We start from the raw sequence: 13,010 nt of genomic DNA, 5'->3' as shown, positions 1-13,010 counted from the left end.
GCGCGCGGGTAGGATAGAATGACGATCCGCGCGCAAGTGCTTGGTGCTGCCGCCGGAGGCGGGTTGCCGCAATGGAATTGCGGCTGCACCAATTGCAACCTCGCCCGGCAGGGCGCGATCCCGGCTCAGACGCAGTCAAGCCTCGCGATTTCTGCCGATGGACAAAGCTGGACGGTCCTGAACGCGTCGCCCGACATAAGGCAGCAGCTTGCGCAGACAGCGCCCCTGCATCCCACAGCGCTTCGCAGCCTTCCGCTCCGCTCGGTCGTGCTGACGAATGGCGACATTGACCACGTGGCGGGCCTGCTGACCCTGCGCGAAGTTCAGCCTTTCGATCTATTCGCGACTGCGGGCATTCACGATGTTCTTGCGCAAAACCCGATCTTCGACGCGCTGCGCGGCGAGGTGGTGCCGCGGCTGACCATCGCGCTTGATACTGAATTCTCTCCCGTCCCCGGCCTGACCGCGACCCTGTTCGCCGTTCCAGGGAAGGTGCCGCTCTACATGGAAGGCGACACCGTCCAGACAGAGCTGATGGGCGAACAGACGGTCGGCGTTGAAATGATCGCAGGGTCGACCCGCATCTACTACATTCCCGGCTGCGCACGCCTGACCGATAGCCTGCGGTCGCGGCTGAACGGGGCGGATGCGGTCTTTTTCGATGGCACGCTCTGGCAAGATGACGAGATGATCGTGGCAGGCGTTGGACAAAAGACCGGCAAGCGCATGGGCCACATGTCCATCAGCGGGCCGGAGGGTTCGCTTGCCGCATTCGAGGGGCTGGACGTGGGGCGCAAGGTTTTTGTCCACATGAACAACACCAACCCAGTTCTGCGGCCGGGATCTGTAGAAAAGGCCAAAGCCGAGGCGGCTGGCTGGACGATCGCTCAGGACGGAATGGAGCTGATGCTATGACGCAATCCCGGTCGGATTTCGAAGCACGCCTGCGCCAGATCGGCGCCGAACGTTACCATGATCTGCACCCGTTCCACGATCTGTTGCACGGTGGCGGATGCACGCCGGATCAGGTCCGCGCCTGGGTTCTCAACCGATATTATTATCAGCACACCATCCCGATGAAGGATGCGGCCTTCATGTCGCGCGTCGAAAGCCCGGAACTGCGCAGAGCATGGCGGTCCCGGATCGAGGATCACGATGGCACCTCCGAGAATGAAGGGGGCATCCGTCGCTGGCTGCGTCTTGCAGAAGCCGTGGGCCTTGATCCCGATTATGTCGCGTCGCGTCGCGGCGTTCTGCCGGCCACGAAATTCGCCTGCGACGCCTATGTGCGCTTCGTGCGCGACAAGACGCTTCTGGAAGCTGTCGCCTCCTCTTTGACAGAGCTTTTCGCGCCCAAGATCCACGCCAACAGGATCGAAGGCCTTTTGCGCAATTACGACTTCGCAGACGACTCCTCGCTGTCTTATTTCCGCAATCGTCTGAAGGAGGCCCCGAAAGACGTGGCCTTCGGTCTTGCTTGGGTGCTTGATCATGCTGACACACAGGAAAAACAGGATGCGGCGGCCGACGCGCTGATCTTCAAGACGGATGTCCTGTGGTCGCAGCTTGACGCGCTCTGGGGCGCATATGTAGAGCCAGGTCGCATTCCGCCCGGTGGCTGGGTGCCGGGCACCGGGCTTCTGTTGCAGAGGGCATCGTGATGGACCCGTCGAGCATCCCCGCCCTGCCCCGCGGCGTGCGGCTGCATTTCGACAAGATTCGCGACACTTGGGTTCTGCTGGCGCCCGAACGTGCGGTCACTCTGGACGCGATTGGCCACGCGGTCCTGTCCGAGGTGGATGGCAGGCGCAGTTTCGCGGAGATCACGGCGAGCCTGGCAGAGAAATACAGCGCTCCGCAGGCGCAGATTGCCGACGATAGCGAAGGCTTCCTGACTGCGCTTCGCAACCGGCGCTTTCTGGACGTCTCGCCATGACCGTGCCCCCCATCGCGATGCTGGCCGAGCTGACCTACCGCTGTCCGCTATCCTGCCCCTATTGTTCGAACCCGATCGAAATGGCGCAACAGGATCAAGAGCTTGAAACCGCGACATGGGCGGATGTTTTCCGGCAGGCGGCAGATCTGGGCGTGCTGCAACTGCATCTTTCAGGTGGCGAACCTGCATCGCGGCGCGATCTGACAGAGCTCGTCCATGCCGCACGCACTGCCGGGCTATACACGAACCTGATAACCTCGGGGATTGGTCTTTCGCAAAAACGGCTGGCAGAGCTGGACGAGGCCGGACTGGACCATATCCAGCTTTCGCTACAGGGCACCGATGCCGGGATGGCCGACATGATCGGCGGGTATCGCGGCGGGTTTGATCGCAAGATGAAAGTCGCCGGGTGGATCGCCGAGATTGGCTTTCCCCTGACCTTGAATGCCGTGCTGCACCGCAAGAACCTGCACCAACTGCCCCGCGCCATAGAGATGGCCGTTGAAATGGGCGCCCGGCGCATAGAGGTTGCTACCGTGCAGTTCCACGGTTGGGCCCTTCAGAACCGGGATGCGCTGATGCCCACCAAAGAACAGGCCAAAGAAGCCACGCGCATCGTTGCGGAGGCGCGTGTCGCCCTGAAGGGCAAGCTGGTCATCGACTACGTTCCGGCCGATTATCATTCCGACTATCCGAAACGCTGCATGGGGGGCTGGGGAACCACGGGGCTGAACGTCGCTCCGGACGGGCTGGTGCTGCCCTGCCATGCCGCGCAATCGATCCCGCATCTGGAGTTTGAGTCTGTCCGGTACCGCCGCTTGCGCGACATCTGGTACGACAGCGCCGCCTTCAACGCCTATCGCGGCACAGATTGGATGGCCGATCCATGCAAAAGCTGCGAGCGAAAGACCGTCGATTTCGGCGGCTGCCGGTGCCAGGCAATGGCGCTTTTGGGGGATGCCAACGCGACCGACCCGGTTTGCGTGAAATCCCCCCATCACGGCCGATTGCAGGATCAGGCCGCCGCCCATGCGTCGGCCGAGGCAGAGCTGGTCTACCGCAGCGCGCCCGCCAAAGCACCTTAGGTCGGCACTGGCCAGACTTCTGGTTCACGCTATGCTAAGGTGCAGACTGCTTAACCAGTGCTGTTTCAAAGGGCCCATGTCACCGCTCCAGTTGAAAAACGTGTTCTCATGTCTTGCGCAACTCGGCTGCGCCTTGGTTCTGCTGGTCTGGACGGTCGCGCCCGGGAACGCCGGGAAGGCGGAATATGTCAATCTGGCAAAGCGCGGATGGGGATACCAGCTTCGCACTAATATGCTGGGGCGGGATCTGTCCATTCCCGTACGCATCCACGCGCGCAGCTTTGCCGGCGCGGCCCTTTGCATCGTCGGGGATCGCCCACAGGCGCAGACCCTTGAGGTGATCAACGCGTTCAGGGCCCTTTGGGCGGATGCGTTTCTGAAACCGATGCCAATGCGCTATGCCGGGCGCGCGGGCCGTGATTGCGGCAGCGGGCGTGTCGTGACTCTGCGGCTTTATTCGGGGGCGCCGCCGAACCGGGATCTGTCAGACGATCTTGCCTGGATGAACGAGATCTACGGGCTTGGCCTGCCGACTGGCCGGTTTTATGCTGCGACCTCTCCGGCCATGGGACAGACCTTTTTCGGCAGGCGTGGACAGGGGACGCATATCATGGTGTCCCAGCCAGATCGCCCGGTGTCGGGGATCGAAGCGCAGTTTTTTCGGTCGATCCTGATCGAGGAACTGTTTCAGGCATTCACTTTTGGCATGGATGTGCTCTTGTTCACGCGTGACGGGTCCTTCCTGTCCAAACTTCAGGAATACCCGGTCAATCCACGCCGGCTGATCTGGACGTCCGAACCGTTCATGCGGGCAATCCTGCGCAGCAATCCACCGGGGCTTTGTGAATTCGATGTCTTCATGCTGCATGCAGTGGCGCAAGCTCAGGTCGAGCAGACGAATGACCCGGATTTCATTTCCTATGTCGAGCGGGATTACGACCGGTTGCTTGGCCAGACGCGCCGGGCGCTTGCGGATGACAGGTTCGCGCCGATCCTTGACCCGGATTGCGCGCCGCTCCGGGATTGAAGGCGCCTGTCTGTCCCCCCACAACCCCTTTGCCACGATGACGTCAGGCACTGGTATGCTCTGACAGCGTAGCCGGGCTGCCAGACAGGGACAGGATACGGGTTGCGAGCGCTTCGGCCTCGGCAATGTCATGGGTGACAAGCAGCGTGGCAGGCTGGGTTTCCGCGATCAGCGATCTGGTCAGGTCGAACATTGTCTTGGCCAGCGCGGGATCGAGCGAGACAAAGGCCTCATCCATGATGAGCCCCTCGGGTCGGCCCATGAAAGCCCGGGCAAGCGCGAGGCGGCGCTGTTGTCCCAGTGAAAGCTGCCCCGGATAATCGGCGCCCTTGGAGGCCAGACCCACACGTTCAAGTGCGGCCATCGCGCGGTCCCGACCAAGGTCGGGATGCACCACCATCAGGTTGTCCAGCACAGAGCGCCAGCGCAACAAGGTGGGTTCCTGAAAAACGATTGCCATGTTTTCCGGACGGTCGACGCGCCCGTCGAAATCGGTATCGATCCCCGCGACGATGCGCAGAAGCGTGGATTTCCCAACGCCGGACGGTCCCAGCACGGCGACGGTTTCGCCTCCAGCGACCGTGAAGCTGATGTCCCCCAGCACCTGCGTGGCGCCAAAGAACTTGCTGCGTATACCAACCGTGATCATGCGCTGCGCCACCTTCGCACGCGGCGTTCCCACGGTTGCAGAAGCAGCCATTCGACAGCGAGCATCACACAGATGAACGACAGGGCGTAGACCAGCACCATCGCCACATCGAAAAGCTGGAAATACAGGTGGATCTGAAACCCGACGCCAGAGGAACGGCCCAGGAATTCGACGACCAGCACGATCTTCCAGATGACAGCGACGCCAGACCGCGCGGCCGCTGTGATGAAGGGCGCCATTTGCGGCAGCACGATGTGGCGCAAACGCGCCAGCCGGCCCATCCGGTATACATGCGCCATTGCATCAAGCTGAGGATCCAACGCGCGGGCCCCTTCGCGGATCACGGTCGTGACATTGGGTATCTTGTTCAGCGTGACCGCAAGGATCGCCGCGGTCTCTGTCAAGCCGATCCAAAGGTAGCAAAGCACGATCAGGACCAGCGCGGGCAGGTTGAGGAAGATGACCAACCACGGGTCGAGCCATGCATTCAGGCGCGGCAACCGGCCCATGGCAAGACCCAGTGCCAGCCCCAATCCCATGGCAAGCCCGAAGGCCCAGACCACCCGCAGCAAGGTGGCGCCAAGATGGCGGATCAGCTCGCCCGAGCGCAATTCCTGCACCAAAGGCGCGGCAAGTCCCCAGGGCTGTGGCAGCACCTGGGGATCACCCGTCAAGGCGGCGGCGACGATCCACAGCCCGAAAAGACCTGCGATCGACAGAATTGGCGTCAGTCTTGGGTCAGTCACTTCACATCCGCAAACAACCCGTCAGGAACAGAGGTCGCCTCGCCCACCAGCTCGGCGCCACCCAGATCGTTCATCAGCGCAAGCATCTTGTCGGCCCCTGCCAGATCAACCGGGCCGCGCGCGGGGATGCCCGCGATCCAGTCGGCTTTCAGCTGGTCGAACTGGGCGTCGGAACTCGCATTCATCTGCGGGCGGATTGCTTCCCACGCCTCGTCCGAGGTGCCAAGCAGGTCCTTGGCGTCGCGGCTGGCGTCGTAGAATGCCTGCGCAAGTCCGGGGTTTTCGGCCAGAAAGCTTTCCTTGAAGTAATATCCCAGCAAAGGCGTATCCGTGTTCAGCCCCAACGCCTGACCTGCAGTCTCGACCGAGATCAGCTCCCGCATACCGGCGGCCTTCATCTTGGCCAGGAAGTGCCAGAAGTTGATCGCCCCGGCGAAATCACCGCCCAGCCCGGATTTGAAGATCAGCGGCGGAGCCCCGAACACCTGCTCTGTCTCGGCTTTCAGATCGAAACCGGATTGTTGCTGCGCATAAGCCCGGAGGATAAGCCAGCTTTTGTCCAGCGGACCACCCGCGATGCCGATCTTGCCACCTGCAAGGTCTTCAAGGCTTTGCGCGTCGGACCCTTCCGGCACGACGAGGCTGCCCACGGCTTTGGAATAAGGGATGAAAACGTAATCCTTGCCCGCCGCCCGCTGACGCGCGACCCAGATCCAATCTGCGACAGCCATATCAGCCTCGCCGCCTTCGACCGCAATCCGCGTCGCGCCATTATCGGCATAAGGCTGGACATCCAGCGAAAACCCGTGGGCCTCGTCAAAACCGTTCCGGGTGATCGTCGCCAGTTCCCAGTTTACCGTTCCGATCTTCAGAACGGCGGCACGGACAGTTAACGTATCGGCCACGACCGGACCGCAAATCATGGCCGAGACGGCCAGCGCGAGAAGTTTCAGTTTCATGTTCCCCCCCAAAGGAATTGCGACGGGTTATTCCGCGCGCCGCCCGACTTCGTTCAATTCGGCGTCAAGCTCGATGTCGAATTGTAATCCACCTTTGCAGATCACGTCGTCAAGCTCATATCCGTCATCCTCGACTTCAATGTCGTCAGGATCCATCTGGCATTCCATATCGGCCAGCATCGCTTCGATCTTGGCAATCGTGTCGGCGTCAAGATGGCCCTCGGCCAGTGCCGGGGATGCGATGAGTGCGACAAGTGCAATGATACGTTTCATTTAAGGTCACCTTTCATTGGATGCTGATCGTGATGCGCTGTGTCTCGCCGGTTGTTCCTGGAATTTGCAGCACGTGTCTGCCGGGTTTGATCGCGATAAAGGACAGCTCTACCGTGCCCGCCTTGTCAAATTCGATCGAGTCGATAGCCATGGGCCGGATTTCGATCTTGTTGATGACAATCTCGTTCATCCAGATCGCGCGAAAGAAATCCTTGCCTTCGATGGCAAGCTCTGCCGACCCGTCCGCCGTGATCTCAAGTTTGTAATAGGCCCCCGATTGCAGCGTGACATCTTCGCCCAGCGGCTGGCCAGAGGCAAGCGTCAGCTGTATCGTTTCACCGCGGTTGCATTTGGCCAAAAGCCCGGCAAAACCCATATCATCACAAAGCGGTGCTGCTGCGCCGGGTCCGCATAGCAGGCAGGCTGAAAGCGCTGCAGCCAGTGTTTTCATCATCAGTTTTCCTCCGTTATTCAGGTGTCACGACCACGCCCCAGGGCTGCTGGCCGACCTGAACCGATTTGATCGCCTTTTCCCGAGCGACATCGATCACCGTGATGTCGTTCGAATTGCCATTTGTCGTCAGCAGGTATTCCTCGCCCGGCGTGAAAGCCAGCTGCCAGACGCGTTGCCCGGTGATGATATAGTCGATGACTTCCAGGCTTTCTCCATCGATCACGGCCACACGGTTTGCCGGCCCCAGCGCGACAAAAACCCGGCTGCCATCCTCCGTCACCTTTACCCCTACGGGCTGCAACCATTCAGGCAGCACGCCCGGCACTTCGAAGCTGATCTTCTTGATCACCTCCGGTGTCCCATCGGCGGCGATATCCATAACGGTCACCGTCCCGCCGATTTCCGATGACACGAAAAGCCGGGTCCCGTCAGCCGAATACTGCGCGTAGCGCGGGCGCTGATCAACCAGCACGTTATGCTTGATCTGGTAATCCTCGGTAGAGATGAAATGCGCCATATTCGTGGTTTCAGACGTGTTCACCACCCATTTGGCGTCCGGGCTCATCCCCATGCCTTCGGGCTCGACCCCGACCGGCACCTCGGCAAGGACGGTGCGTGTTTCGGTGTCGGTCACGGTGACGAGGTTGTCATCCTCATTCGCGATATACAGCCGCTTTCCAGACGGTTCGATGATGAACAGTTCCGGGTCCGGGCCGGAGGGCAGTGATGGCAGCTCTTCATAGGTTTCCGTGTCGAAAACCCGCACGAGGTTATCGTCCGATGCGCAGACATATAGCTTTGTGCCATCCGGGCTTAGCGTGATGCCGCGCGGACGATTGCCGCCGTTGAACTGGTGGATGACTTCCCAGCTATCGGTATCGATGACGCTGATGGTGTTGTCGCGCTCATTTGAAACGAACGCCTTGTTGGCCCAGACGGGCGCTGCGAAAGAACAAAGGAGAGTTATACCGAGCAACAGGTTTTTCATGCGGAAATCCTCACTCAAAGGCTGTGCATTTCGATTCCGGGCGATCAAGCCCCAATGTGTCAAGCGGCGAGACCTGATGCAGATATCCGTCCTGCGGGCTGACGCTGACAGTGATCGACCCGTCGAACAGCAGGATCGGCTGGCGGAGCTGCCCGTTCCAGTCGCGGAATGTCACCTTCTGCCCCTTGAAGGCCGCCAGTTCGAATTCGTCTGACAATGCGTAATCGCGCACCCCTTGCGGATCGGCCGTTTGCGCCCGTGTGACCGCCTCTCCGACGATCCTCAGGGACAGCCAGACATTGTAATCGACAGGGGTGACATAGCGACCGGCCAGCGCCTCGAACCTTGTGTGGTATTGCGTGGCGCCCCAGGCCTCATGCGCGCCGTGCATCGTGACGGGCCGAAGCCCCGCCGATCCCATCACGGGGCGCGGTGTCCACAGGTGATATGGCAGGTAGCGCGCGAAATAGTCGGTGCCATCCGCCGTCATGACCACGTCATGGTCGTCTGTGCGCTGCATGAAGACCGGCAGTTGCCGCTGCACCAGAACATGGCCAGAGTCGGTGCGCCGCGTGCCCCCAGTATCCTCGAACGTTCTTTCGGCTACCAGCTTTGCGCCGAACTTGTTGGCGGTCCGGCGAAAGGCTTCGGCGATGGCTTCATCCGCAGGATTGGACCCTGAGACCAGCAGCCACTTGTCCCATTTCTTCCACAGGGCGAACTGGCCAATCGCATCGGTGTTCATCGCGGTGGACGGCGCAATATGCAGAAGATTGCCGCGGCAATTGGCGTCGCGCAGCTCCAGATCCGGCGCGGCGGCGTTGAAGACCAAGGCGTCGGATTGGGCTGCAATATCCGTTAGGCGCAGCAGGTCCTCGGCGCGGGCGATGACAACGATCAGCCGGATACCGTCCGCCAGCAAGTCTTCAAGCGCGGCCTCTGCCTCCTCGGGCGGGGCAGCGATCGTCACCGTTTCATAGCTGTGGCCAAGAAAGCTGCCCGTCGTGCCATTATCCTCGTCAGCCAACTGCGCCCCGGCAAAGCCTATGTCCTCAGGTTTGAGATCAAAGCGCGAAATCGGCAAAACCTCTGTATAGTCGACACGCAAAACGCCGGCGCGGACGTCGAGCGCCAGCGCGGCCGTGGCAAGACAGATGAAGTGAAATGCGATTGCCAATGGCATCACCAGTTTGCGCATTCGCTTCTCCCCCCTTGCATGCAAATCCCCGAACGCGACCCTAAAGCTAGCATCTTGTTTTGTAACCGATACTTTTGCCGGCGTTGTTACAGGTAGCGTAGCAGCTTCAGTATGGCTCTCGATTCTTATTTCATAAGAACGGACCGACAATGCGGTGGGTGATCCTTGTGTTGACCAGTCTTTGCACCACACGGACGGCGCTGAACGCGAAGGTCGCGCTCTGCGAGATAAAGCTGCTGGTCACATTCGCGAAAATGTCAGGACCTGACCGCGATCCGGCCCAGCCGAACCGCCTTGGAAGGCCGGGTACGCAGTCGCGCGGGCGCGCCTCCGCCACGGTCGAGATGCCTTTCTATTTGGCGTCAGCGCATCAAACACTCGACAGAATTTTTGAACCACGGACAAGGTGCAGCCAGTGCCAAACATGACGTGGAGCCTGCACCGTCAAGATCTCGGGACCACGATGTCGGCCCGTGGCGGTTTCGATGAAGGCTGGCGGCGCGGCATGCGGTCCAGACCCGACAACACGTTTTTCAAATGGGAGGAAAAATGAAACGACGCAACCTGTTGATGGCAGCGATGGTCGCTGTCGCGATCCCGTCGCTGGTTCTGGCGCATGGGCCCACCCGGCAAAAGGTGACCGTGACGGCAGAGCTTGGAGCAGAGCCCGCGGATGTCTGGGCCGTGATCGGCAATTTCCAGGATTTCAGCTGGCATCCGGCGGCCTATGCAACGACCGGAGAGAACGGTAACGAGATTGACGCGACCCGCGTTCTGACACTTGGCGAGGAAGACGGGCCAACAATCTCCGAGGTGCTCTACAAGTACAGCGCCGAGAAGATGAGCTATTCCTACCGGATCACAGAGGTCGCGGTCGAGGTTCTGCCGGTGACGAACTATTCCTCGCATCTGACCGTCTTGCCCCGTGATGGCGGCGGATCGATCGTGGAATGGCGCGGTGCCTTCTATCGCGGTTACCCGAACAACGACCCGCCCGAAGAGCTTAATGACGAGGCCGCAATCGCGGCGGTCACAGCGGTTTATCAGGTCGGGCTTGACGCGCTGGTCGAGAAGTTCGGTGCGCCGGGCTCTTGAGGCGCTGATCCTGCTGGTGGCCTCCGCCTTGCCGGGGGCCGCCGATATTGCCTTTGTCACCTGCCAGAACGGCGACATGGTCACCGTGCTTGACCTCAAGACCGGCGCCAGCAGGACATGGGACGTTCCGGGCAAGCCCGCTGGTGTCGCCGTGGCGCCGGATGGCGCGGTTTTCACCGTGTCCCCGGACAGCGCAGAGGTCAGGCGGTTTGCGCCCGACGGGTCGATAGAGGCCACAGCCACGCTGGAGGGTGGCCCGGTCGGGATCGCGCTGGACGCAGCGCGCGGGCAAGTCTTTATCTCGGACTGGTACAATGCCCGGGTATGGGTTCTGGACGCGCGCGACCTGACCCTGAAGGCCGAGCTGCAGACCGGCGCGGCGCCTGCGGGTCTTGCCCTGTCGCCGGGCGGGCACATTCTCGCGTCAGCGGACCGCGATGCCAATCAGGTCTCCCTTTTCGATGCGCAGACCATGGCATTGATCGCGCGGCACAAGGTCGGGGAGCGGCCCTTTGGCCTGCGCTTTGCGCCTGACGGGCGGCTCTTTGTTGCGAATGTCGGCTCCAACGACGTGACCGTGCTGCACCCCGAAACGGGCGACGCCACAACCGTGCCCGTCGGCGAGCGGCCTTACGGGGTGGCATTCGCTGCCGGGCGCGCCTTCGTGTCGAACCAATATGCCGATACGGTCAGTGTGATCGACCTTGTGTCGCTTGAGCATCTGGCCACGATTGAGGTCGGCGAATACCCCGAAGGCATCGACTCCAGCGCTGACGGTCGCCATGTCGCCGTGGTCAACTGGTTCGACAATACGCTCAACCTTATCGACGCAAATACCCTGACTGTGGTATCCGAATATGCAACAGGTGACGGTCCGCGCGCCTTTGGCACGTTCATTCTGGGAGGAGACTGGGAATGAAAGCCTTACTTGCCGCCGTTCTGATTTGCGGTTCTGGATTACCGGCGCTGGCCGGGGAAAGCTGGGACTACCTGAGCGCGGAGCTGTACGGCGATCGCGTTCTACAGGATGGCGCGAATGTCATCGCCATTGACGCGCCCTACCGGACGCGAGACGACGCGCGCACGCAAATCGCGGCGCAGATTGCCGCGCCGCACGGGTTGCTGATCGGAGAGGTAACGCTTGTTCTTGATGAAAACCCGATGCCCGTTTCAGCGGTGTTTGAACTGGAGCATCCGCAATCGCAGTTCTTCTTCGACGTGACGATGCGGGTCAATGGCCCGACGCCACTGCATGTCGTGGCCGAGACCACTGATGGCCAGCTTTTCGTCGTCGAGACTTTTGTGAAAACCTCCGGTCAGGGTGCCTGTTCCGCCCCGCCGGGGACAGATCCGAAAGACGCGTTGGCGACACTTGGCCAGATGGAGATAGAGGTGGCATCCGGGCTGCCGAAGCTGACCGATCTGGGGCTGACCGCCGGAATGCTGCGCCAGCGCAAGCTGGATCTGGATATCCAGCACCCGTCGCATTCCGGAATGCAGATGGACCAGATCACGTTGCTCTTCATCCCGATGCGTTATGTCGAGACTGTCGATGTCGATCTGGATGGCGGGGGCTATGTCAGCGTCACGGGGTCGATTTCCCTGTCCGAAAATCCGCGGCTCGGCCTGTCCGTCCCGGGCAAGACGCAGTCGGTGGACGTGACGATGACGGATACCGATGGAACGGTCAGCCACGCCCATAAAAGCCTCGCAGGCTACTAGGCCGCGCGCGGGCGCGCCCTACCCTTCCGCTGCTTTGGGAAGCTCCGTCTCAAAGGCATTGCCCTCTGTGTCGGTCGCCTTGACCCGCAGGCTTGTCGTGCCGTTATCCGCATAGGAAAAGCGAAAAACAGGGTTCTCCGAGACCGAGATGCCGCCATCCATGGTGAAGAGCAGCTCGTCGCCCTGCCAGACCTCCATATGGTCGATGAAATGCGCCGGAATGAAAAGCTGGGTCACCTGATCACGCTGCAAACCGGAATAGTTGGGATGGCGTACCATGATCTGCGCTTCGCGTCGCGGCGTCGACATCTGCGGGGCGTCCGTGAACATGCGCAGCTTCATCTGGCCCATGGAGGCAAGGGCGATTTCCGGGTCGCGTGACGCAGGCGCCGAACAGCCGCCCGACGCTTTCACGAAGCGTCCGGTCATGAAGGCCCCGCTGTCTGTTTCTGCGATGACGCGCACATTGGAATACTGGTTCACCCGCACCCGCATTTCGAAATCAATCGGATGCATGGCAGCGCTGAATCCAAGCTCTGCGGCGACGGGGGCCGGGTTTTCGTCGATCACCACGGTGGCGCGATGGATGGTGGCGTCGGGATCCAGCTGCCTGAGAATGATGGGCACGGTGGCGGCGTCATGGGCCCGGTAGGGCGCATCCAGCTCCAGTAATGCGGCGCCATCGGCCAGTTCACGCTCTCCCATCACGTCAAAGCGCAGATCCTCCCAGGTTGCGCTTTCAGTCAACGGGTTATCGACGGTTTCGGCGGCCAGTACAGGCGTCGTGGCCATCGCGGCCAAAACCGCTGCGACGAAGAATTTCGGGGGCATACGTCCTCCTCCCGGCATGTATGATTGCGCGAAGCTATCACGAAACG

General features: G+C 61.1%; 16 protein-coding genes. 8 read left to right on the top strand and 8 right to left on the bottom strand.

The features are described from left to right. Window positions 1-18 precede the first annotated feature (18 nt). From pqqB to EDD52_RS09575, 5 genes are all read left to right on the top strand, one after another. Window positions 19-915 (top strand): pyrroloquinoline quinone biosynthesis protein PqqB, encoded by an 897-nt coding sequence (pqqB, locus tag EDD52_RS09595; protein WP_132244284.1) that lies wholly within the window; start codon window positions 19-21, stop codon window positions 913-915. Further along, the gene (gene pqqC / locus EDD52_RS09590; RefSeq protein ID WP_132244282.1) at window positions 912-1,661 is read left to right on the top strand and encodes a pyrroloquinoline-quinone synthase PqqC; all 750 of its coding nucleotides are present in this window, start codon (window positions 912-914) and stop codon (window positions 1,659-1,661) included. Before pqqB ends, pqqC begins: the two co-directional genes overlap by 4 nt. Next, window positions 1,661-1,936, top strand: coding sequence for a pyrroloquinoline quinone biosynthesis peptide chaperone PqqD (gene pqqD / locus EDD52_RS09585; protein ID WP_132244280.1), 276 nt, complete (start codon window positions 1,661-1,663; stop codon window positions 1,934-1,936). Before pqqC ends, pqqD begins: the two co-directional genes overlap by 1 nt. Continuing rightward, window positions 1,933-3,021, top strand: coding sequence for a pyrroloquinoline quinone biosynthesis protein PqqE (pqqE, locus tag EDD52_RS09580; RefSeq protein WP_132244278.1), 1,089 nt, complete (start codon window positions 1,933-1,935; stop codon window positions 3,019-3,021). Before pqqD ends, pqqE begins: the two co-directional genes overlap by 4 nt. Window positions 3,022-3,097: 76 nt before the next feature. After that, window positions 3,098-4,048, top strand: a complete 951-nt coding sequence (locus EDD52_RS09575; RefSeq protein WP_132244276.1) for a hypothetical protein — start codon at window positions 3,098-3,100, stop codon at window positions 4,046-4,048. A gap of 43 nt (window positions 4,049-4,091) precedes the next feature. Here EDD52_RS09575 and EDD52_RS09570 read toward each other — a convergent pair whose 3' ends face one another. Genes EDD52_RS09570 through EDD52_RS09540 form a run of 7 tightly spaced genes read right to left on the bottom strand, consistent with a single transcriptional unit; the run spans window position 4,092 to window position 9,315 of the window. Then, complete coding sequence (locus tag EDD52_RS09570; protein ID WP_132244274.1) at window positions 4,092-4,697, bottom strand: ABC transporter ATP-binding protein; 606 nt, start codon at window positions 4,695-4,697, stop codon at window positions 4,092-4,094. Next, window positions 4,694-5,443: an ABC transporter permease gene (locus tag EDD52_RS09565; RefSeq protein ID WP_132244272.1), complete on the bottom strand. Its 750-nt coding sequence runs from the start codon at window positions 5,441-5,443 to the stop codon at window positions 4,694-4,696. Before EDD52_RS09565 ends, EDD52_RS09570 begins: the two co-directional genes overlap by 4 nt. Then, window positions 5,440-6,402, bottom strand: coding sequence for an ABC transporter substrate-binding protein (locus EDD52_RS09560; protein WP_132244270.1), 963 nt, complete (start codon window positions 6,400-6,402; stop codon window positions 5,440-5,442). The genes EDD52_RS09565 and EDD52_RS09560 overlap by 4 nt, the downstream gene beginning before the upstream one ends. Window positions 6,403-6,429: 27 nt before the next feature. Further along, window positions 6,430-6,675 (bottom strand): PepSY domain-containing protein, encoded by a 246-nt coding sequence (locus EDD52_RS09555; protein ID WP_132244268.1) that lies wholly within the window; start codon window positions 6,673-6,675, stop codon window positions 6,430-6,432. Window positions 6,676-6,688: 13 nt separating this feature from the next. After that, a complete protein-coding gene (locus EDD52_RS09550; protein WP_132244266.1) occupies window positions 6,689-7,126 on the bottom strand; it encodes a cupredoxin domain-containing protein in 438 nt (145 codons plus the stop codon). A 16-nt stretch (window positions 7,127-7,142) separates the two neighbouring features. Continuing rightward, on the bottom strand, window positions 7,143-8,117 hold the full coding sequence (locus tag EDD52_RS09545; RefSeq protein ID WP_132244264.1) for a YVTN family beta-propeller repeat protein: 975 nt from the start codon (window positions 8,115-8,117) through the stop codon (window positions 7,143-7,145). 10 nt (window positions 8,118-8,127) lie between these two features. Continuing rightward, window positions 8,128-9,315 (bottom strand): ABC transporter substrate-binding protein, encoded by a 1,188-nt coding sequence (locus EDD52_RS09540; RefSeq protein ID WP_132244262.1) that lies wholly within the window; start codon window positions 9,313-9,315, stop codon window positions 8,128-8,130. A gap of 549 nt (window positions 9,316-9,864) precedes the next feature. Between EDD52_RS09540 and EDD52_RS09535 the strand changes: the two genes are divergently transcribed. The 3 genes from EDD52_RS09535 to EDD52_RS09525 are packed head-to-tail and all read left to right on the top strand — an operon-like array spanning window position 9,865 to window position 12,132. Next, complete coding sequence (locus EDD52_RS09535; RefSeq protein WP_132244260.1) at window positions 9,865-10,410, top strand: SRPBCC family protein; 546 nt, start codon at window positions 9,865-9,867, stop codon at window positions 10,408-10,410. Next, the gene (locus tag EDD52_RS09530) at window positions 10,394-11,329 is read left to right on the top strand and encodes a YncE family protein (RefSeq protein WP_243651887.1); all 936 of its coding nucleotides are present in this window, start codon (window positions 10,394-10,396) and stop codon (window positions 11,327-11,329) included. The genes EDD52_RS09535 and EDD52_RS09530 overlap by 17 nt, the downstream gene beginning before the upstream one ends. Further along, window positions 11,326-12,132, top strand: a complete 807-nt coding sequence (locus tag EDD52_RS09525) for a quinoprotein dehydrogenase-associated SoxYZ-like carrier (protein WP_132244256.1) — start codon at window positions 11,326-11,328, stop codon at window positions 12,130-12,132. The genes EDD52_RS09530 and EDD52_RS09525 overlap by 4 nt, the downstream gene beginning before the upstream one ends. Before the next feature lie 18 nt (window positions 12,133-12,150). Here the strand turns inward: EDD52_RS09525 and EDD52_RS09520 are convergent, their stop codons facing one another. Then, window positions 12,151-12,963 (bottom strand): quinoprotein dehydrogenase-associated SoxYZ-like carrier, encoded by an 813-nt coding sequence (locus tag EDD52_RS09520; RefSeq protein ID WP_132244254.1) that lies wholly within the window; start codon window positions 12,961-12,963, stop codon window positions 12,151-12,153. Window positions 12,964-13,010: the final 47 nt, after the last annotated feature.

Source organism: Primorskyibacter sedentarius (assembly GCF_004342065.1).
Classification (GTDB): Bacteria; Pseudomonadota; Alphaproteobacteria; order Rhodobacterales; family Rhodobacteraceae; genus Primorskyibacter; species Primorskyibacter sedentarius.
The sequence above is the reverse complement of the archived record's forward strand: the minus strand, read 5'-3'. Positions and strand labels throughout refer to the sequence as shown.

What these genes read in the sequence shown, in the direction of transcription:
- EDD52_RS09540 (WP_132244262.1), bottom strand. Translation starts at nt 9,315, where the DNA reads ATGCGCAAACTGGTGATGCCATTGGCAATCGCATTTCACTTCATCTGT.
- EDD52_RS09560 (WP_132244270.1), bottom strand. Translation starts at nt 6,402, where the DNA reads ATGAAACTGAAACTTCTCGCGCTGGCCGTCTCGGCCATGATTTGCGGT.
- pqqD (WP_132244280.1), top strand. Translation starts at nt 1,661, where the DNA reads ATGGACCCGTCGAGCATCCCCGCCCTGCCCCGCGGCGTGCGGCTGCAT.
- pqqC (WP_132244282.1), top strand. Translation starts at nt 912, where the DNA reads ATGACGCAATCCCGGTCGGATTTCGAAGCACGCCTGCGCCAGATCGGC.
- EDD52_RS09555 (WP_132244268.1), bottom strand. Translation starts at nt 6,675, where the DNA reads ATGAAACGTATCATTGCACTTGTCGCACTCATCGCATCCCCGGCACTG.
- EDD52_RS09550 (WP_132244266.1), bottom strand. Translation starts at nt 7,126, where the DNA reads ATGAAAACACTGGCTGCAGCGCTTTCAGCCTGCCTGCTATGCGGACCC.
- EDD52_RS09520 (WP_132244254.1), bottom strand. Translation starts at nt 12,963, where the DNA reads ATGCCCCCGAAATTCTTCGTCGCAGCGGTTTTGGCCGCGATGGCCACG.
- EDD52_RS09525 (WP_132244256.1), top strand. Translation starts at nt 11,326, where the DNA reads ATGAAAGCCTTACTTGCCGCCGTTCTGATTTGCGGTTCTGGATTACCG.
- EDD52_RS09535 (WP_132244260.1), top strand. Translation starts at nt 9,865, where the DNA reads ATGAAACGACGCAACCTGTTGATGGCAGCGATGGTCGCTGTCGCGATC.
- pqqE (WP_132244278.1), top strand. Translation starts at nt 1,933, where the DNA reads ATGACCGTGCCCCCCATCGCGATGCTGGCCGAGCTGACCTACCGCTGT.
- EDD52_RS09575 (WP_132244276.1), top strand. Translation starts at nt 3,098, where the DNA reads ATGTCACCGCTCCAGTTGAAAAACGTGTTCTCATGTCTTGCGCAACTC.
- EDD52_RS09545 (WP_132244264.1), bottom strand. Translation starts at nt 8,117, where the DNA reads ATGAAAAACCTGTTGCTCGGTATAACTCTCCTTTGTTCTTTCGCAGCG.
- pqqB (WP_132244284.1), top strand. Translation starts at nt 19, where the DNA reads ATGACGATCCGCGCGCAAGTGCTTGGTGCTGCCGCCGGAGGCGGGTTG.
- EDD52_RS09570 (WP_132244274.1), bottom strand. Translation starts at nt 4,697, where the DNA reads ATGATCACGGTTGGTATACGCAGCAAGTTCTTTGGCGCCACGCAGGTG.